Annotated in this window: 13 protein-coding genes and 1 pseudogene; 6 read left to right on the top strand and 8 right to left on the bottom strand. The window is 64.6% G+C overall.

Features of this window, described 5'->3' with window-relative positions:
* Together LIY36_RS21425 and LIY36_RS21420 are read right to left on the bottom strand one after the other, a co-directional pair.
* Positions 1–1,491 (bottom strand): aldehyde dehydrogenase family protein, encoded by a 1,491-nt coding sequence (locus tag LIY36_RS21425; protein ID WP_226457057.1) that lies wholly within the window; start codon positions 1,489–1,491, stop codon positions 1–3.
* Positions 1,492–1,502: 11 nt separating this feature from the next.
* Positions 1,503–3,044: an acetolactate synthase large subunit gene (locus LIY36_RS21420; RefSeq protein WP_226457056.1), complete on the bottom strand. Its 1,542-nt coding sequence runs from the start codon at positions 3,042–3,044 to the stop codon at positions 1,503–1,505.
* A gap of 209 nt (positions 3,045–3,253) precedes the next feature.
* Here LIY36_RS21420 and LIY36_RS21415 point away from each other — a divergent pair, with 209 nt between their 5' ends.
* Positions 3,254–4,012 carry an IclR family transcriptional regulator gene (locus LIY36_RS21415; RefSeq protein ID WP_192300978.1) on the top strand — a complete coding sequence of 253 codons (759 nt, stop codon included), beginning with the start codon at positions 3,254–3,256 and terminating at the stop codon, positions 4,010–4,012.
* A 5-nt stretch (positions 4,013–4,017) separates the two neighbouring features.
* Here LIY36_RS21415 and LIY36_RS21410 read toward each other — a convergent pair whose 3' ends face one another.
* The 4 genes from LIY36_RS21410 to LIY36_RS21395 form a co-directional block, all read right to left on the bottom strand.
* Positions 4,018–5,343, bottom strand: coding sequence for an alginate export family protein (locus LIY36_RS21410; protein ID WP_226457055.1), 1,326 nt, complete (start codon positions 5,341–5,343; stop codon positions 4,018–4,020).
* A gap of 89 nt (positions 5,344–5,432) precedes the next feature.
* A complete protein-coding gene (locus tag LIY36_RS21405; protein WP_226457054.1) occupies positions 5,433–6,782 on the bottom strand; it encodes an aminotransferase class III-fold pyridoxal phosphate-dependent enzyme in 1,350 nt (449 codons plus the stop codon).
* A gap of 11 nt (positions 6,783–6,793) precedes the next feature.
* Entirely contained in the window at positions 6,794–8,215 is a 1,422-nt protein-coding gene (locus LIY36_RS21400; protein ID WP_226457053.1) for an aldehyde dehydrogenase family protein, read from the bottom strand.
* 78 nt (positions 8,216–8,293) lie between these two features.
* Complete coding sequence (locus LIY36_RS21395) at positions 8,294–9,742, bottom strand: APC family permease (RefSeq protein ID WP_226457052.1); 1,449 nt, start codon at positions 9,740–9,742, stop codon at positions 8,294–8,296.
* A 265-nt stretch (positions 9,743–10,007) separates the two neighbouring features.
* On the opposite strand from LIY36_RS21395, the pseudogene LIY36_RS27940 reads away from it, so the two are divergent.
* The 3 genes and pseudogenes from LIY36_RS27940 to LIY36_RS21385 form a co-directional block, all read left to right on the top strand.
* A pseudogene (locus LIY36_RS27940) lies at positions 10,008–11,201 on the top strand (PDC sensor domain-containing protein); the annotation flags it as partial.
* Positions 11,202–11,216: 15 nt separating this feature from the next.
* Positions 11,217–12,059: a methyl-accepting chemotaxis protein gene (locus LIY36_RS27935; protein WP_442962225.1), complete on the top strand. Its 843-nt coding sequence runs from the start codon at positions 11,217–11,219 to the stop codon at positions 12,057–12,059.
* Positions 12,060–12,136: 77 nt separating this feature from the next.
* Complete coding sequence (locus LIY36_RS21385) at positions 12,137–13,630, top strand: MFS transporter (protein WP_226457050.1); 1,494 nt, start codon at positions 12,137–12,139, stop codon at positions 13,628–13,630.
* Here LIY36_RS21385 and LIY36_RS21380 read toward each other — a convergent pair.
* Together LIY36_RS21380 and LIY36_RS21375 are read right to left on the bottom strand one after the other, a co-directional pair.
* Complete coding sequence (locus LIY36_RS21380; protein ID WP_226457049.1) at positions 13,627–15,075, bottom strand: APC family permease; 1,449 nt, start codon at positions 15,073–15,075, stop codon at positions 13,627–13,629. The genes LIY36_RS21385 and LIY36_RS21380 overlap by 4 nt on opposite strands.
* Before the next feature lie 198 nt (positions 15,076–15,273).
* Complete coding sequence (locus LIY36_RS21375) at positions 15,274–16,236, bottom strand: helix-turn-helix domain-containing protein (RefSeq protein WP_226457048.1); 963 nt, start codon at positions 16,234–16,236, stop codon at positions 15,274–15,276.
* A gap of 204 nt (positions 16,237–16,440) precedes the next feature.
* Between LIY36_RS21375 and LIY36_RS21370 the strand changes: the two genes are divergently transcribed.
* Entirely contained in the window at positions 16,441–17,817 is a 1,377-nt protein-coding gene (locus LIY36_RS21370; protein ID WP_226457047.1) for an aspartate aminotransferase family protein, read from the top strand.
* Between the two features lie 15 nt (positions 17,818–17,832).
* Positions 17,833–19,287, top strand: a complete 1,455-nt coding sequence (locus tag LIY36_RS21365) for an aldehyde dehydrogenase family protein (protein WP_226457046.1) — start codon at positions 17,833–17,835, stop codon at positions 19,285–19,287.
* Positions 19,288–19,303: the final 16 nt, after the last annotated feature.

Below are 19,303 nucleotides of genomic sequence, written 5' to 3'. Positions count from 1 at the left end.
TCAGGTCAGATCGACAAACACGCTTTTGGTCTCGGTGTAGGCATCGATCACGTTCTTACCCATTTCCCGGCCCCAGCCGGATTGCTTGTAGCCGCCGAACGGTGAGGCCGCGTCGACCACGTTCCAGCAGTTGATCCACACCGAGCCGGCCTTGAGTTGCGCCGCCACCCGGTGTGCCGAGCGCAGGTCGCGGGTCCACAGGCCTGCGGCGAGGCCGTAGGGCGAGTCGTTGGCGCGTACCACCAGCTCGTCGATTTCGTTCCAGCTCATCACCGTCAGCACCGGGCCGAAGATCTCTTCGCGGGCGACACAGGCACCCTCGGCACGATCGAGGAACACGCTGGGGGCGATGAAGTGGCCACGCTCCAGATGCTCCGGGCGTCCGCCGCCACAGATCAGCTCGGCGCCTTCTTCCTGGCCCCGTTGCAGGTAGCCCTTGACCGTATTCAATTGGCGCCCGGACACCAGCGGGCCCATGCTGCTGGCCGGGTCCAGGCCGTTGCCGAGCACGTGGGCGGCGGCATGTTTTTGCAGTTCTTCGAGGACCTGATCCAGCACGCTGGCGTGCACGTACAAACGCGACGCAGCGGTGCACACCTGGCCCTGGTTGTAGAAAATCCCGTCGGCGGCGCCTTTGGCGGCGCGCACGATGTCGGCGTCGGGCAGGATGATGTTTGGCGACTTGCCGCCCAGCTCCAGCGAGACTTTTTTCATGTTGCGCGTGGCCGCCTGGGCGATCAGCCGCCCGACCTGGGTCGAGCCGGTAAAGGCGATCTTGTCCACGTCGGGGTGCTCGGCCAGCGGTGCGCCGGTCTCCGCGCCCAGGCCGGTGACCAGGTTGACCACACCGGCGGGGAACCCCGCCTGCTCGATCAACTGCACCAGACGGATCGCCACCAGCGGCGTCTGTTCGGCAGGCTTGAGCACCGCCACGCACCCGGTGGCCAGCGCCGGGCCGAGCTTCCACACGCACATGTTCAGCGGGAAATTCCACGGCACGATCAGCGCGCAGACCCCCACCGGCTCACGCAAGGTGTAGTTGAGCATCGGCGCACCGCTGGCCGGTGACACCGGCAACGTGCTGCCTTCGATCTTGGTCGGCCAGCCGGCGAAGTAACGCAGGATGGTCGCGGCGCTGGCTGCTTCACCACGCGCGGCAGCGATGGGCTTGCCGTTTTCCAGGGTGATCAGTTGCGCCAGCTCTTCGCGGTGCTGGTCGAGCAGGTCCGCCAGGCGGAACAGCAACAGGCCGCGCTGGGCCGGTGACTGCAACGCCCAGGGGCCGGTGAAGGCCGCTCGTGCGGCGGCCACGGCGGCATCCACATCCCGCGCGCCGCCCTGGGCGACTTCGGTCAGGGTGTCTTCGGTCGCCGGGTTTTCCACCGCGAACCGGCGGCCATCGGCGGCATCCTGCCAGGTGCCGCCGATAAACAAGCGACCCGGTTGCGACAAAAAGGCCTGGACGGCGGGCAATACTTCGAACGTTTTCATGGTCGATTCCTTCACAGCGCCATCTCGATCAGGCACGGGCCGCTGCTGGCAGTGGCGTTGGCTAGCGCGCGTTGCAGTTCGGCATTGGTTTGCACGGTGCAGGCCGGTACGCCGTAGCCTTTGGCCAGGGCTTTCCAGTCGATGCGCGGGCTGTCGAGCACGGTGAGCTTTAGCGCCTCCGGGCCCAGCTCGGTCATGCCGAAACGGCGCAATTCGTTCTGCAAGATCGCGTAGCGATGGTTGGCGGCGATCAGGATCACCACCGGCAATTGCTCGCGGGCGATGCTCCACAGGGTTTGAATGGTGTACTGGGCACTGCCGTCCGATTGCAGGCAGTACACGCGGTTGCCGCGCTCGGCCAGGGCCGCACCGAACCCCACCGGAATGCCCTGACCGATCGCGCCACCCGTGTTGGTGAGCACCCGGTGCCGTGCGGCGCGAGCCGAAGCGGTGAAAAACGGGTAGCCGCAGGTGCCGCCTTCCACCGAAACAATGCTGTCGTCCGGCAACGAGGCAGCCAGTACCTGGCCTACCGACTGCGGGGTGAGTTCGGCATGCCCCGGCGGCAGTTCGATGCCCTGTGGCGTCGGCACGTAGGCCGGTGCTTGGAGGGCATCGGCGAGCGCGCTCAATGCACCGGCCACGTCGTCGCCGACATCGGCCAACCCCAGCAGGCGCTCACGTTCGGCCAGGCGCGAGGGGATGCCTTCGTAGCCGAAATAGCTGATCGGTTCCGGCACACCGGCGCACACCACCAGGTCGTACTGTTCGAGGATTTCAATCGCCACTTCCGGGAAGTACGGCAGGCGATCCAGGTCCGGCAAGCCACCGCCACGGTAACTCAGGCGCGGAAAGGTCTCGGCAAACAGGCGCACACCCGGCAGTTGTGCCAGGCGCCCCGCCGCTTCCAGGCCCGCCACCGACAGCCCTTCGTCACCGACGATAAACACCAGGCGCAGCCCATCACGCAGGGCCTTGGCGACCGCTTCGATGCGATCGCCGGCAAACCGTCGCACCGGCGGGCGGATCGGCGCGAATACACCGCTGTGGGTCACGGCATGGGCTTGCAGGTCCATCGGCAAAATCAAGCTGGCGATCTGGCCTTTGGCCTGCCAGGCCGCGCGCATTGCTTCCTGCAGGTCGTCGCCAATACCCGACGCGGTGCGCGAAGTGCGCACCCAGCCGGAGACGGCACCGGCCAGGGCCTGGATGTCACTGGCCAACGGCGGGTCGTAGTTGACGTGCCACGAAGCGTGGTCGCCGATCACGTTGACGATGGGCGTGTTGGCCCGGCGGGCGTTGTGCAGGTTGGCGATGCCGTTGGCAAAGCCCGGGCCCAGATGGGTCAGGGTCATCGCCGGTTTGCCGGCGATGCGGCCGTAGCCGTCGGCGGCCCCGGTGCAGACCCCTTCGAACAACGACAACACCGGCTTGAGTGCAGGTGCGCTGGCCATGGCCGCCACCAAGGGAATTTCGGTGGTTCCGGGGTTGGCGAAGCAGTACTCGATACCGCTTGCCGCTGCCGCATTCACTATCAGTTGCGCACCATTCATTTTCAGCCCTCTTGCTTGAGCGTTTGCAGTGATGAGATTTATCACACACAAATATTCAATCAACAAGCATTTTATTTCTGTTTATCTCATTTATTGAGACTTTTGAGATTTTTAGATGGCGAATAATCTGCCAAATATTGCGTTTTTCTCTCACTGCGGTAGTGTTGCGCCAGCCCGACGCAGCACGTCCCCCCTTTTCTAGGAACGAAATGAGTAGCCTGAGCAAATTGCTGAGTGTCCTGGACCTGTTCGGTCCACAGACGTTGAAGATCGACCCCGACACCATCGCCGAGCGCATGGGCCTGTCACGGGCAACGGTGTACCGCTACGTCAAGGATCTGTGTGACGCCGGCCTGCTGACCCGCGTGGACGCCGGCAGCTATGGCTTGGGCCCGCGGGTGATCGAGCTGGACTGGAAAATGCGCCAGTACGACCCGATCCTCGTCGCCGGTCGCGAGTTGATGCACGAGCTGTCCGCGCAGACCGGCCTGGCGGTGTTTGCCAGCGTGTTTTACGACGGGCGCATCATCAACACCTACATTGCCGAACCTACCGACACCTATCACTTTGCATTCGGGCGCGGGCAGCCGCTGCCGTTCTTCCGGGGGGCGCAATCGAAGGTGTTGATCGCGTTCCAGAAAGGCCGCCGCCTGCAACGCCTGTTCGACGAGCACATGGCCAACGACCCCGCCAGCCCCTATGACTGGGCGGGGTTCAACAAGGCCGCGAAAAAGATCCGCAAGGACGGCTACTGCCTGACCCACGACGAACTCAACCTGGGCCTGACCGGGATCGCCGCGCCCATCATCCAGACCGACCTCGACGAAGTGGTCGGCAGCCTGTCGGCCGTCGGCAGCACGCAAAGCTTCAAGTTGCTGCGCCAGGAGACCGTGATCGAAATGGTCATGGACACCACGCGGCGCATCGCCGACAACATGCGCAACCCGCCCGCCACCCCGGCGGCCTGAGCGACTCAGAACGGCACGGCGACGGTCACCTGGCTGTACACGTTGGTGCCGTTGCTCCCCACCTGATTGCCGCCCGAGCTGGCGTCCTGTTGCGGTTTGTACAAGCCGACCAGCGGGGTGATGATCAGGTGCGGGTTCACCGCCCACTCGGCATACAGGTCCAGCTCGCGGGCGTTGAGGTTCAGTGCATTGGCCTTGCGCACCGTATCGAAATCGAAGAACAGCGCGCCCAAGGTCAGGTTTTCCAGGGGGGTCGCCTTGAGGCCCAGGTGCTGTACGCGCGTGTTGCTGTTGAACGGCCCGCTGTAGTTACTGGCGACTTCGCCCTGCAACCAGGTGCCGTAGCCCTGGCTCAGGCCAGTGAACAGCGAATCCCACTTTTGTGAATAGCGCGCATAGCGGTAGGTCAGCTTGGGCGCCCAGGCCGTGTCGGCGAAGGTGTAGCCGGCTTCACCGTACCAGGCGTTTTGCGGCCCGGCGCCCTTGTCCTGCCAGGCATACTCGAACGCCAGGCTGACGTTGGGCATGCCTGCGTCGCCCTCACCGCGCAGGCTGTAGACATTCATGCCCTTGCGCTGGCGTTGAAAGTCGCTGGCCCACCGCTCGTTGACGTCGATGCCGTGGACCCAGGTCAACCCCAGCGTGCCCGGTTTGGCGGTGTACTCCAGGGTGCCGGCGGCCAGTTCGGTTTCGGCCTGGGCGCGGTTGTCGGACTTGAGCCAGAGCAGGCTGCCATGCACGCCCTCCTGCCCGCCGAGGCGCACAAATGCGGTCTGGTCGAACGCATGCCGCGCCGCCAGGTAAAACGCGCCACCCCGGTTCAGCTGGCCATCGGCGGGGCCCTTGCCCAGGTTCGGCCCGTCATCGTTGATCAGGAAACCGCGGCCCAGCTTGACTACCTGGCGCCCGGCGGAAATATCCACGCCGTCCTTGCCCAGGGCCGGGAACAGATCCCCGGAACGCCAGCCGAGGTAGGCGTCTTCGATCTTGGTGGTGCGTTCGGTGCCCAGGGTGTTGCCAGCCGGGTCACCGTCGCCCCAGGTTGCGGAGCTGAGCAGCGCAAAGGCGCCATACGCCGTGCCATTGCCCGCCAGGGCCTGGTCGCCGCTCAGGCCGTATTTGATAAAGCCTTCGCGCCAGGTCGAACCGCCGGACGTGCCGTCATAGTTCTTGCGACTGTTGAAGTGCCCGAACACGGCGGTCATGTCGGCGTTGAGATGCCGGCTTTCATCACTGTACAACTCATAGGCCTGGGCCTGGTTGAGGGCGCACAGCGCCAACGTGCACACAAGTGTGCGGCCGAAAACCGGACGACGCGATGGATAGCGCATGGCTGAAGCTCCTTGGGGGCGCCTTTGATAGGCTGTCTCAGATAGGGATGTGACGTCGGTGCGGGCGGGCCGCACCGAATGCGCGGGAACTAGCCGCAGCGGGCGAATGCCGCTTCCAGCGCCGACACCATCAAGCCCGCCTCGTCGCGGGTGAGGGTCAATGGCGGCGAGAGGATGATCTTGTTGCCGATCGGCCGTACCAGCACTCCGGCACGGCGCGCCTCGTCGGCGATGCGTGACGGTTGGCCCGCGGCGGGGTCGAGGGGCTGGCGGGTACGTTTGTCGCTGACCAGGTCCAGGGCAATCATCAGGCCCTTGCCGCGCACCTCACCCACCACCGCGTAGCGTTCAACCAGTGGCTGCAGTTGTTCCAGCAGTTGCGCACCCACCTTGGCGGCGTTACCCGGCAGGTCTTCGGCTTCGACGATATCCAGCACCGCCAGCGCCGCCGCACACGCGGTCGGGTGCCCGCTGTAGGTGTAGCCGTGCATGATCATGTGGCTGAAACCCTGGCCGTTTTCGATGGCATCGGCGATGCGCTGGTTGAACAGCGTGGCACCCAGCGGGATGTAACCGGCGGTGATGCCCTTGGCCAGGCACAGGATGTCCGGTGCCACGCCCCAGCCGCGACTGCCGAGCATGCAGCCCGAACGCCCGAAGCCAGTGACCACTTCGTCGGCAATCAACAGAATGCCGTGGCGGTCGCACACCTCGCGCAAACGCGGCCAATAGTCGGCCGGAGGCACGATCACCCCGCCCGCCCCTTGCACGGGCTCGGCGATCAAGGCCGCGATGGTCTGGGCGCCGAGCAACGCGATCTGCTCTTCCAACTGGCGGATGCAGTGCGCGGTCAGCGCTTGGGGATCGCGGCAATCCCAGGGGTTGCGATACAGCCAGGGCGTGTCGAGCAAGTGGCAACCGGCGAGGAGTTGGCCGTGGTTGTAGTGGTACACCCCATTGCCGCCCACCGAGGTGCCGCCCATGTGCACGCCGTGATAGCCGTTGCGCAGGGACAGGAAGCGCGTACGCCCGGGCTCGCCGCTGGCGATCCAGTATTGCCGGGCCATTTTCAGCGCGGTCTCGACCGCATCCGAACCACCAGAACTGAACAACACCCGCGCCATGCGCTCCTGGGCGAACATGCCGGTCAGCCGTTCGGCCAGGTCAAACACCCGAGGGTGGGCAATGCCGTCGAAGGTCTGGTAATACGCCAGCTCATCCAACTGTGCGGCAATCGCCGCCTTCACGCTGGCGCGGTTGTGCCCGATGTTGACGTTCCACAGCCCGCCCACGCCATCGAGCATGCGCTGGCCGTCGATGTCGGTGATGTAGTTGCCGTCGCCCCGGGCGATGAGCAGGGTTTTGTCACGGTGCGGCGCGGCGCTGGAGCCCATGGGGTGCCAGAATTTTTTTTCGGCGTTCTTGTATTTCTCGTACATGCTCATGTTCCTTATTCAGCCTCGCGCTTGCGCACAAACAGCAGTTGTTGTCCGGTGAATTCCAGCAGCCCTTCCAGGCCGAACTCGACGCCAAACCCGGACATCTTGCTGCCGCCAAACGGTGTATTCGGTTGGATCTGGGCGTGGCAGTTGACCCACGCCACACCGCTTTCCAGGCGGCTGGCCAAGGCCTTGGCCTGCGCGACATCCGGCCCCCACACTGAGCCGCCGAGGCCCATGTCGCCCGCATTGGCGCGTTGCAGCACATCCTCGACATCGCGGTAGGCGATCAACGGCAATACCGGGCCGAATTGTTCTTCATCCACCAGGCGCTGGCCGTCGGTAACGTCCGCGACCAAGGTCGGCGGATAGAAGTAGCCGGCATGATCCAGGCGCGCGCCACCACACAGCACCCGGCCACCCTGGGCCCGTGCGTCGGCGACCAGCGCTTCCACCAGTTGCAGTTGTTCCAGGTTCTGTACCGGGCCGAAGGTCACGCCCGCGTCGAGGCCATCGCCCACCACCTGGCGCGCGGCAATTTGCGTCAGCGCCTCGCAAAACGCTGCGTATTGCGATTCGTGGATGTACAGGCGCTTGAGCGCGGCGCAGGTCTGGCCCATGTTGAGAAAGGCCGCCTGGAAAATTGCCTCGGCCACCGCGTCCACCGGGGTGCCGGGCAACACGATGGCAGCGTCGTTGCCGCCCAGTTCCAGGGTCAGGCGCTTGAGGTTGCCTGCCGCGCCACGCATCACGCTTTGCCCGGTGGCGGTGGAACCGGTAAACACGATTTTCTGGATGCCGGTGTGGGAAGTGATCGCGCTGCCAAAGCCTTGCTCGCCGGTCACGCAATTGATCACGCCGTTTGGCACATGCCGGGCGATGATGTCCACCAGGCCCAGGGTGCTCAGCGGAGTCAGGCTCGACGGCTTGCTGATCACGCAGTTGCCCGCCCGCAGCGCCGGCATGATGTGCCACACGGCGATCATGAACGGCCAGTTCCACGGTGTGATCGAGGCCACCACGCCCAATGGCTTGCGGTGCAGCTCGATGCGTTGCGTCGGCGTTTCCTCGACCAACTCCAAGGCGATTTCCTGCCCGGCCGCGTAGCGGGTCCAGGCGGCGGCGCCCATGACTTCGGAGAACGCCAGCTCCAGCGGCTTGCCTTGCTCTTGCACGATCAGCCGGGCCAGGGCGTCGGCTTCCTGCTCGATGTCGGTGGCGATGGCCAGCAAGCGCTGGCAACGGTCGGCGTGGCTGCTGTGGCGCCAGGTCTTGAACGCGGCTTGCGCGGCGTCGACGGCCTGGTCGAGTTGCGCCAGCGAGCCCGCCGGGCATTGGGCGAACACCTTGCCGGTGGCGGGGTTGATCACATCGAAGCGACCCTGTTCACCCGCCACTGGCAGCCCATTGATATGCATCGTGTAGTTTTGCATTGGAAACCTTCCTTTCACACACTGACGGGCCGCGCCAACTGGCGGCGGCCCGGTTTTGCCTAGGTAATCGGTTGCGGCTTAAAGCTTGTGGCTGCCCAACGCGTGGAAACGCGATGGCGAGATTTTGCGCAGGCGGGCGGCGAGATAGACGCCGATGATCAAGGCCATCGGAATGATCGCGCAGAGGCCGTAGGACAGGACTTTGCTGGCCCCGGTCAGCACATCGAAGTGCACCACAGCCAGCACCAGCACCGACACCAGCGCCAGGCAGGAAAACCCCGGCAGGATGCGCCCACGCCACACGCCGACATTCAATTCGGGATGGCGCTGGAAGTACGCGCACACGGCCACCGAGGTCAGCGCCATCAGCAAGATCACACACAGCGTGGCCAGGTTGGAGAACCAGGCGAACAGTTGCAGGATCGGGTCGGCGTCCATCGCCGCGAAAATCAGTACCACCACGGCGGCGATCAGGCTCTGCAACGCCGAGCCCATGTGCGGGCTCTGGTGCACGCGGTGGGTGGTGCCCAGCAGGCTGTGCAGCAAACCGTCGCGGCCAATCGCGTAGAAGTAACGTGCGGCGGCGTTGTGGAAGGCCAACAGCCCGGCGTAGATGCTGACCATGAACAGCACGCGGATCACCTGGGTCAGCTGCGGCCCGACAAAGTGGTCGGACATGCCGTAGATAAAGGTCGTCGGGTCTTGCAGGGACTGCAACAGCGGCACGATCTTGTCCGCACCGACGCCCACCACCATCGCCCACACCGACAACGCATAGAAGCCGCCGATCAACAGCACCGAGCAGTAGGTGGCAATCGGGATGGTGCGTTGCGGGTTCTTGGCTTCCTCGCCGTAGATGGTCGTGGCTTCAAAGCCGATAAACGCCGCGAAGCAGAACAGCAGGCCGATCGACGGGGTGCCGCTGAACACACGGCTGCTAGTGAATGCATCGAGGTTGACGCCACTGTCACCGCCGGATTTGAGGATGGCGAAATCCAGGATCAGGATCGCCAGGTACTCGGCAATCACCACCACCGACAGCACCCGTGCCGACAGGTCGATCTTGCGATACCCCAGGATCGCCACACTGGCCATCGCCAACAGCGAATAGGCCCACCACGGCAACTCCAGGCCGAACACACTGGCCATGGTGCCGCTGACCACCCCGCCGAACATGCCGTACAAGCCGACCTGGAGGATGTTGTAGGCAAACATCGCCAGCACCCCCGCCGCACCGCCGGCCAGGCCACCGAGGCCCCGGGAGGTGAAGGCGTAGAAACCACCGGCGTTGGTCAGGTGCTTGGACATGGTGGTGTAGCCCACCGAAAACGCCAGCAGCACCAGCAAGGCCAGGATCAGCAACGCCGGCGTACCGGCGCCGTTGCCAAGCATGATGCCAATGGGAAACCCGCCGGCAATTACACTGAGCGGGCTGGCCGCCGACACCACAAAGAAGATGATGAAGCCGACACCCAGGGCGCCACGCTTGAGCTCCGTGGAGCTGTTGACCGGAATAGAAACACTCATTTTGTTGACCTTATTGTATGAGGCAGTCGCTGTTGGGTTGGTCCGACCACACCGCATCGGCACCGGTTAGCTTGTTGTTTTGGTTGCACGCTGAATTTGATCCTATGCCCGCCCCAAACCCCTCGCTATCCCAAATCGGTAGCATCCGAACCCGCGCCCCAAAACAGGTCAAGCCGCCACCGCCAGCGCTTGCCGATTCGGGATAGCCGCTTATCCAGGCGCCCCGCATGCTCGCGCCATCGTGCTCTCTTCAGGAACCTCAGCCATGCGTTCAACCCACCTCACCCTCCAATGGCGCATCACCCTGTTGAGCGGGCTGTGCCTGCTGACCGTAGTCGGCGCGCTGATCGGTGCCGGCGTGTACCAGAATCAACAAAGCGCCAACCTGCTCAAGCAACAGAGCAGCCAGTTGCTGGGGCAAGCCGCCGTCGAGCGTTTGCAAGCCCAGGCCGTTGCCCAAGGCCTGCGCGTGGAGCGTTTTTTCAACGCAGCGGCGCTGTACAGCGAAGGCTTCGCCGAACAGGTCGTGCACCTGCGCGAGCAGGCACTCAAGGGGCGCCTCAGCGCCGCGCAATTGCGTGAAAGCCTGGTGGAGGTGACCCGCCAGGCCCTGTTCAAGCGCGCGGACGTGCTCGGTCTGTACGTGGTGCTGTTGCCCGGCGCGCTGGCCGGGGCCGATGCGGATTTCGTCGCGCAACCCGCCCTGGCCGGCAACGAAACCGGACGCTTTGCGCTGTACTGGTCGCAAAGCCAGCCGGGGCAACTGGTGCAGGATGTGCTGAGCGAGGCGCAAATCACCGCCAACCATGCGCTGCCCGGCGCCGATCCGGACACCGACTGGTATCGCTGCCCCCAGACGCAACGGCGCACCTGCGTGGTCGAGCCCTACACCAGCCAGGTAGAAGGCCGTGACGTATTGATGAGCAGCATTTCCGTGCCGCTGATCGTCAATGGCCAGGTACTCGGCGTGCTGGGCCTGGACGTCAGCCTCGACACCCTGCAAAAGCTTGCCGCCAACCTCGGCCAGGACCTGTACGCGGGGGCCAGCGAGGTGACGATCCTGTCACCCGCCGGCCAGGTGGCCGGGCGCAGCGGTTCGGTCAGCGAGGCCGCCGTGGACGTGGCCCAGGCCCTGCAAACCGTGACGGGCAACCCAGCGTGGCAACTGCAGATCAAAGTACCGCAAGCTCTGGTGCAGGCGCCCGCGCAGCAAATGCAAAGCGAACTGGACAACAAGAACCGCGACGCCAACCGCTTCAATCTGGGCCTGGGCCTGCTGGCCAGCTGCCTGGGCATGCTGCTGATCTGGCTCGCGGCCTACGGCGTGACACGCCCGATATTGAAGGTGGCCAACCTGCTGGATGCGATTGCCGAGGGCGACGGCGACCTCACGCAACGCCTGCCCGCCGGGCGACGCGACGAACTGGGTCGACTCGCCAGTGGCTTCAACCGTTTCCTCGACAAGCTACAACCGATGATGCGCGCCATCCAAAATGCCGCCGTGGAGACCCGCAACCATGCCGACACCTCATCGGGCATTGCCCGCGAGGTCAGCACGGGCATGCAGCGCCAATACCGCGAAGTAGAATTGGCCGCGACCGCGCTGCATCAAATGAGCGCCAGTGCCCAGGAAGTGGCGCGCCATTCCCACAGCGCCGCAGACGCCGCCACCGCCGCCGAAAACGCCAGCCGAACCGGCCAGGCGGTATTCGCCACGGCCGAGCGCAGCATCGACAGCCTCGATCAGCGCCTGGACGGCACCCTCACGCAGGTCACCGCCCTCGCCGACAGCAGCACCCAGATTGGCCAAGTGCTCGATGTAATCAGCGCCATCGCCCAACAGACCAACCTGCTGGCGTTGAACGCGGCCATCGAAGCCGCCAGGGCCGGCGAGCAGGGCCGTGGTTTTGCAGTGGTGGCCGATGAGGTCAGGCACCTGGCGAGCAACACCCAGCGCTCGGTCGAACAGGTACGCGCGGTGATCGAAACCTTGCAACAGCTCAGCCAGGAAGTGGTGCACAGCACCCAGGCGAGCCGCGAGCAGGCCGGCCACAGCGTGCTCCAGGTGCAACAGACCCGCTCGGCGCTGGAGGCGGTTTCCCAGGCCGTGGATGTGATTGAACAAATGAACCAACAGATCGCCAGCGCGGCCCTGGAACAAAGCACCGTGGTGGAAGACATCAGCCATCGGGTCAGTGACATCCGTGGCATCAGCGAAACACTCAGCCACCAGATGAACGACGCCACGCGAGCCAGTGAATCGCTGCACGCCATGGCCACTCATCAACAGCAATTGGTTGGGCACTTTCGCGTGTAAACGGCACGGCGCCACGCGCGCCGAGCCTGAGTTACAGTAACCTGCCTGCAACGCTTCCCCTGCCTCCGAGTCCCCCCATGACACTTCCATTGCGCTGGTTGATCCTGGCGATTATTTCCAGCGCCCTGCTGCTGATCGTCATTGACATGACCGTGCTGTATACCGCCCTGCCCACCCTGACCCGCGAGCTGAATGCCTCGCCGTCGCAGAAACTGTGGATCGTCAACATCTACGCGCTGATCGCCGCCGGGCTGCTGCTGGGCATGGGCACCCTGGGTGACCGCCTCGGCCACAAGCGCCTGTTTATCGGCGGGCTGGCGGTGTTTGGCGTGTTCTCGCTGGTTGCCGCATTTTCGCCAACCGCCGGCGTGCTGATCGGTGCGCGCGGCTTTCTGGCGGTCGGTGCCGCGATGATGATGCCGGCGACGCTGGCCATCGTGCGGATCACGTTCAGCGACCCACGGGAGCAGGCCATGGCGTTCGGTGTGTGGGCCTCGGTGGCCTCTGGCGGCGCCGCGTTCGGGCCGGTGGTGGGCGGCCTGTTGCTGGAGCATTTCTGGTGGGGCTCGGTGTTTTTGATCAATGTGCCGATCGTGCTGGTGGCGCTGGTCGTCGGCGTTCTACTGATCCCGAATCCGCCCGCAGATACGCAAAAACGGTGGGACTGGCTGGGCTCGTTGCAGGTGATGATCGGTTTGATCAGCCTGGCCTATGCAATCAAGGAGCTCGGCAAGCGCGCCCCCGCCTACAACGGCATGCTGGTGGCGCTGGTCCTCGGTGCGCTGTTCTTGTGGTTGTTCGTACGGCGTCAACGCCGCGCCGCACAACCGATGCTCGACCTGAGCTTGTTCCGCACCGCCGGTTTCAGGAATGCGGTGATCGCAGCGGTGGTGTCGGCCGCCGCACTGATCGGCATGGAGCTGGTGTTCAGTCAGCGCCTGCAACTGGTGCTCGGCCTGTCACCGTTGGAGGCTGCACTGTTTATCCTGCCATTACCCCTGGGTTCCTTCGTCTCCGGCCCCCTGGCCGGTTACTACCTGCCGCGCCTGGGGCACCAGCGCATGCTGTTCTGGACATTGCTGCTGTCTTCTGCCGCGATGCTGGCGTACCTGTTGCTCTACACCGCGCCGGCGTACCTGCAACTCATCAGCCTTGGGGCCTTGGGTTTCACGATTGGCGCGGCGCTGACCGCTTCATCCAGCACCATCATGCTCAGCGTGCCCGCCGACAAGGCCGGCATGGCCGCATCCATCGAGGAAGTGTCGTTTGAGCTGGGCGGCGCGGTCGGTGTGACCCTGGCCGGCAGCCTGTTGTCGGCGATCTATGCGTATGCCGCAGGAGTGGCGATTCCGACGTGGCTGACCCGCGATCCCGTGGCATTCGACAGCCTGGACGATGCGCTGGTGGTCGCCGAAACGCTGGCGCCCGAAGGCCGTGCGATGCTGATTGCCTTTGCCCGCTCAGCGTTTGATGCCGGTTTTGTGCTGGTGTTGGCGGCATCGGCAGCGCTGCTGTTGGTTGCAGCGCTGCTGGTCAAACTGAGCAAGCCGTCAGCCCCCGTCCAGCCTTAGAGCTTGTGACTGCCCAGGGCCTGGAAGCGCTGCGGTGAACGCTTGCGCAGGCGAGCGGCGAGAAACACGCCGCCCAGCAGCGCCGCCGGAATAATCGCGCACAAGGCATAGGACAAAGCCACGCTGGCGCCCGTCAGCACATCGAAATGCACCACCGCCAGCACCAGCACCGCCAGCAGCGCCAGGCACGAGAACCCCGGGAAAATCCGCCCGCGCCACAGCCCGACCTTCAGCTCGGGGTGGCGCCGGAAAAACATCAGCACCGCAGCCGACGTGAGCGCCATCAGCAAGATCACGCACAACGTCGCCAGGTTGGACAGCCAGGCAAACAGTTGCAGGATCGGGTCGGCATCCATCGCCGCGAAAATCAGCACCACCACTGCCGAGATCAGGCTTTGCAACGCCGAGCCCATATGCGGGCTCTGGTGCACGCGGTGGGTGGTGCCCAGCAGGCTGTGCAGCAAGCCGTCGCGGCCAATTGCGTAGAAGTAACGTGCGGCGGCGTTGTGGAAAGCCAACAGGCCAGCGTAGATGCTGACCATGAACAGCACACGGATCACCTGGGTCAGCTGCGGCCCGACAAAGTGGTCGGACATGCCGTAGATAAAGGTCGTCGGGTCTTGCAGGGACTGCAACAGCGGCACGATCTTGTCCGCGCCGACGCCCACCACCATCGACCAGACCGACAACGCGTAGAAGCCGCCGATCAACAGCACCGAACAGTAGGTGGCAATCGGGATGGTGCGCTGCGGGTCCCTGGCTTCTTCGCCGTAGATCGTGGTGGCTTCAAAGCCGATAAACGCCGCGAAGCAGAACAGCAGGCCGATCGACGGCGTGCCGCTGAACACATGGGCGCTGTTGAACGCATCGAGGTTGATACCGCTGTCACCGCCGGATTTGAGGATGGCGAAATCCAGGATCAGGATCGCCAGGTACTCGGCGATCACCACCACCGACAGCACCCGCGCCGACAGGTCGATCTTGCGATACCCCAGGATCGCCACGCTGGCCATCGCCAGCAACGAATAGGCCCACCACGGCAGCGCCAGGCCGAACACGCTGGCCATGGTGCCGCTGACCACCCCGCCGAACATGCCGTACAAGCCGACCTGGAGGATGTTGTAGGCAAACATCGCCAGTACCCCCGCCGCACCGCCGGCCAGGCCGCCGAGGCCCCGGGAGGTGAAGGCGTAGAAACCACCGGCATTGGTCACATGCCGGGACATGGTGGTGTAGCCCACCGAAAACGCCAGCAGCACCAGCAAGGCCAGGATCAGCAAGGCCGGAGTACCGGCGCCGTTACCCAGCATGATGCCAATCGGAAAACCACCGGCAATCACGCTGAGCGGGCTGGCCGCCGACACTACAAAAAAGATGATGAAGCCGACACCCAGGGCGCCACGCTTGAGCTCCGTGGAGCGGTTGACCGGGAGAGGTACACTCATGTTGTTGACCTTATTGTATGAGGCAGTCGCTGGAGGATCGGCACAGTCAACCGCTCACCGTCACCGAAGGGTTCGTCGTTCTTGTCGCACGCTGGATTCGATCCTATGCCTGCTCACGAACGCCTCGGTAGCCCAAATCGGTCACCCAATGGCTCAACGACACCTGCCCGGCTGGCGCCGGTGATTCCAGGTCTTTGTTCAGACGCGCACGCACCCGGTGATGGCGGCGCGGGTGGTCTGGGACGGTAGCTCGGCGAACAGCTCCTGGTACTCCGCGGCAAAATGGCTGAGGTGATAGAAACCCCATTGCGCGGCGGCGTCGCCGATGGACAGCTCGCGGGCGCGGGTGGTCATCAAGGTGCGGCGTACGCCGTTGAGCCGCACCGAGCGCAGGTAGTTCAGCGGCGTGGTCTCGGCCACCGCGCGAAAGCTGTTTTGCACGGTGCGCCGACTCACCTGCAGGCGCTGGCACAAATCGGTCACGCTGGGCACGTTGAGCAGCTCGGCGGTCGCCAGGCGGTGGCATTTCTCCACAATGAAACTGCGCGTGGAACTGGGGCTGCGCTGTTGCTTGTCGCAGGCCGGGTCGAGCATCAGTTGCAACAACTCGTCGAGCATCGCCTGCTCCAACGCCAACTCCCAGGTGCTGTCAAGGTCGTCGTGCAACAGGGCCTGGGAGAACAGCGCCAGCAAGCGGCGACGCGCCTGGGCGAAACGCTGGGGCGACACCTTGATCACCGGCTGGCGCAGCAACTGGTTGAGGGCCTTCGCCGACGGGGTTTGCTCCAGCGCCTGCTCGAACATTTCACGCTCGAAGGTGATGGACAGCAGCTCCATGCCCATCGGCATATGGAACATGAATTCCTCGCCACCGTGCAGGAAGAACAGGCTGCTGTCGTCCACGTCGCGGCCCTGCATCCGGATCGATCCGGGAACGTTGATGGGCACGGCAAAGCACATCTTGTCGCGGGGGGCCACGCCGTTCTGCACCACACGCTGGTTGATCTGTTCGAGAAACAAGTGACAGCCGGTCGTCGTCAGTTGCATGAGCGTGCTTTCGGCGGAGCCGGCAGTGAGTTGGCTGTAGTCCTGGTTCCACTGCTGAACCGTGGCGGCATGCACGTGGATGTCGCGAAAATGGCTGATCGTCTGGTTTTTCATGGTATCTGGAGCCTCTACCCATATTCTTGTTTTTAGATCGCCGCGCCTTTGGATAGTCGCATATCGCAAAAATCCTGCAAATTGTTTCTGAGATTCCGCGCCTCCCTGGGGCTGACACGCGCAATTGCCGATTCGGGCTACCGGCCTGCAACCCGCCACGCAGATGATCGGGCTGACTTAAATCGACATTCCAGAGAGACCGTCATGAGTGAAGCCAAATTTGAAGCCCTGCACTTCGCGGATGCCCCGCGGATCATCTCCAGCGCCCTGCCCGGCCCCAAGGCGAGCGAGGCCCTGGCGCTGTCGGCGCGCACCGAGTCGATGGCCCGCGGGGGTGGCCGCATGCCGGTGGCGATGGACCGCGCTTTTGGCGCCACGTTCAAGGACCCGGATGGCAACACTTACATCGACCTGTCCGCCGGTGTCGGCGTCAGCAGCGTAGGCCGTTGCCACCCCAAAGTGGTGCAGGCCATCCAGGCACAATCCCAAGTGTTGATGCACGCCCTGGAGATCAACAGCACCCGCCGTACCGAACTGGCGGCGAAGATGTCCGAGATCGCCCCCGACGGCTTGCGCGGCGACTGCATTACTTTCTTCACCCAAAGCGGCAGCGATGCGTTGGAGGCCGCGATCAAGTTCGCCAAGCGCATCACCGGGCGGCATCAGATCATTGCCTTCCATGGCGGTTATCACGGTGTGTGGAACGCATCCGGCGCCCTCACCACCGGCACGGCCTATCGCAAAGGCTACGGCGCACAGATGGGCGGCGTGATCCACGCGCCCTACCCGTACGCCTACCGCTTCCCCTTCGACACCACCCACAAGAGCGCCGAGCAGATCGCCGGTGACTACGTCGACTACCTGCTCAACACCCCGTACACCGCCGCCGATGACGTGGCCGCCGTGATCGTCGAGCCCGTGCAGGGCGAAGGCGGCTACGTGCCGCCCTCCCCCGAGTTCCTGCAACGCCTGCGCCAAGCGTGCGACCGCAGCGGCACGTTGCTGATTGTCGATGAAGTGCAGTCCGGCGCGGGCCGTACCGGCAAGATGTGGGCGGTCGAGCACTCCGGCGTCAAACCCGACATGCTCACCTTCGGCAAGGGCATCGGCAGCGACCTGCCCATGGCCGGCCTGATCATGCGCTCGGACCTGGCCGCACAGATCCCCGACGGTTCGATGCCCAATACCTTCGCCGCCAACTCGCTGTCGGCAGCCGTGGCGCTGACCAACATCAGCATCCTGCAAGACCCGGAACTCGACCTGCTCAATCGCGCCCACGACCTGGGCCTGCAAGCCCAGGAACGCATCCGCGGCTTCAACAGCCCCTTCGTCGGCGAAGTGCGCGGGCGCGGCCTGATGATCGGTATCGAACTGGTCGAGGACCCGCTCACCAAGGCGCCACTGGCCGGTGAAAAGATCGGCCAACTGATGGGCTACCTGATCAACCACGGCGTGCTGATGATCCCTTGCGGTCGCTACAGCAACGTGATGCGCGTGATGCCTTCACTGACCATCTCCCGTGCGCTGTTCTTCAAGGCACTGGACATCTTCAGCGACGCCCTGGCCTCCCTCAAGGCCTGATCCAAGGAGCACAACATGACTGAACAGTTGAACCACTTCATCGCGGGCGCCGCCGTCGAACCTTCGAGCGGACACTACATCGACCTGCTCGACCCGGTCACCGAACAGGTCTACGGCCGCAGCGCACGTGGCAGCGTCGAGGACGTCAACCACGCCGTGGGTGCCGCGCTAGAGCAACTTGAGCGCGGCGCCTGGAGCCAGCTCGATGGCGCCAGGCGTGGCCGGCTGCTGTCAAAACTGGCAGACCTGGTGGAGCGCGACAGCGAGCGCCTGGCGGACATGGACGCCAACGCCATCGGCCGCTCGCCCATCGAACCGCGCCGGATGGACCTGCCCAACGCCATCGCCAACCTGCGCGCCGCCGCCGGTTGGGCCAACCAGCTGGAAGGTCGCACCATTCCCACCGGCGGCTATTTCGGCACCCGCACCCTCTCGTACACGGTGCGCGAACCCGTGGGCGTGGTCGGCGCCATCGTGCCGTGGAATTCGCCACTGATGATCACCGTGTGGAAGCTCGCCGCGCTGCTGGCCGCCGGTTGCACCGTGGTGATCAAGCCGTCGGAAGAGACCCCGCAGTCGGCCCTGCACCTGGCGGCGCTGGCGCAGGAAGCAGGCTTCCCGGACGGTGTGATCAACGTAGTCACCGGCTACGGTGCCGAGGTCGGGCGTGCGTTGTGCGAACACCCGCACATCGCCAAGATCAGTTTCACCGGCAGCCCCGAAGCAGGTCGCGAGATCCAGCGCACGGCCGGCGTGCTGTTCAAGCGCGTGGCCCTGGAGCTGGGCGGCAAGAGCCCGCAGATTGTGTTCGATGATGCGTCCTTCGACGACGCGGTACGCGGCTGTGCCCTCGGCCTGTTCGCCAACCAGGGCCAGGTGTGTGCCGCCGGTTCACGCATCCTGGTGCAGCGCAGTCTCGCCGAACGCTTCGGCGCGGCGCTGGCTGAAGCCGCGCGGGCGGTCAACGTCGGCGACCCGCACCAGCCCGGCGTACAGATGGGCCCGGTGGCCAAGAAAGCCCAGTTCGAGCGCGTCAACCGCTACATTCAGCTGGGCATCGACCAAGGTGCGACGCTGCTCGCCGGTGGCGTGTCCACTCCCGGGCGCGGCTGGTTCGTGCGCCCGACGATCTTCGCCAACGCACGCAACGACATGGCAATTGCCAGGGACGAGATCTTCGGCCCGGTCGGCACCCTGATCACCTTCGACACCGAGGATGAAGCGGTCGCCCTGGCCAACGACTCCAGCTACGGCCTGGCGGCGACCGTGTGGACCACCGACCTGGTGCGCGCGCACCGCGTAGCCGCGGCGGTAAATGCCGGTGCCGTGGGCATCAACTGCTGGAGCCCGCTGGACGCCAACCTGCCGTGGGGTGGCCTGAAGACCAGTGGTATCGGGCGTGAAGGCGGCTTCAGTGGCGCGCTGGCCTACACCGAGGAGAAAGTCATCACCGTGCTGATGCCTTCCTGAGTCCTTCCCCCGCACC

This window comes from Pseudomonas sp. AF03-9 (assembly GCF_020515815.1).
Classification (GTDB): domain Bacteria; phylum Pseudomonadota; class Gammaproteobacteria; order Pseudomonadales; family Pseudomonadaceae; genus Aquipseudomonas.
Note: the sequence above shows the minus strand (reverse complement) of the source record. Positions and strands in the feature narration are given on the sequence as shown.

Excerpts from the sequence above, each read along its gene's own strand:
- LIY36_RS21405 (WP_226457054.1), bottom strand. The coding sequence starts at position 6,782 with ATGTACGAGAAATACAAGAACGCCGAAAAAAAATTCTGGCACCCCATG.
- LIY36_RS21420 (WP_226457056.1), bottom strand. The coding sequence starts at position 3,044 with ATGAATGGTGCGCAACTGATAGTGAATGCGGCAGCGGCAAGCGGTATC.
- LIY36_RS27935 (WP_442962225.1), top strand. The coding sequence starts at position 11,217 with ATGATGCGCGCCATCCAAAATGCCGCCGTGGAGACCCGCAACCATGCC.
- LIY36_RS21415 (WP_192300978.1), top strand. The coding sequence starts at position 3,254 with ATGAGTAGCCTGAGCAAATTGCTGAGTGTCCTGGACCTGTTCGGTCCA.
- LIY36_RS21365 (WP_226457046.1), top strand. The coding sequence starts at position 17,833 with ATGACTGAACAGTTGAACCACTTCATCGCGGGCGCCGCCGTCGAACCT.
- LIY36_RS21395 (WP_226457052.1), bottom strand. The coding sequence starts at position 9,742 with ATGAGTGTTTCTATTCCGGTCAACAGCTCCACGGAGCTCAAGCGTGGC.
- LIY36_RS21375 (WP_226457048.1), bottom strand. The coding sequence starts at position 16,236 with ATGAAAAACCAGACGATCAGCCATTTTCGCGACATCCACGTGCATGCC.
- LIY36_RS21400 (WP_226457053.1), bottom strand. The coding sequence starts at position 8,215 with ATGCAAAACTACACGATGCATATCAATGGGCTGCCAGTGGCGGGTGAA.
- LIY36_RS21410 (WP_226457055.1), bottom strand. The coding sequence starts at position 5,343 with ATGCGCTATCCATCGCGTCGTCCGGTTTTCGGCCGCACACTTGTGTGC.
- LIY36_RS21380 (WP_226457049.1), bottom strand. The coding sequence starts at position 15,075 with ATGAGTGTACCTCTCCCGGTCAACCGCTCCACGGAGCTCAAGCGTGGC.
- LIY36_RS21385 (WP_226457050.1), top strand. The coding sequence starts at position 12,137 with ATGACACTTCCATTGCGCTGGTTGATCCTGGCGATTATTTCCAGCGCC.
- LIY36_RS21370 (WP_226457047.1), top strand. The coding sequence starts at position 16,441 with ATGAGTGAAGCCAAATTTGAAGCCCTGCACTTCGCGGATGCCCCGCGG.
- LIY36_RS21425 (WP_226457057.1), bottom strand. The coding sequence starts at position 1,491 with ATGAAAACGTTCGAAGTATTGCCCGCCGTCCAGGCCTTTTTGTCGCAA.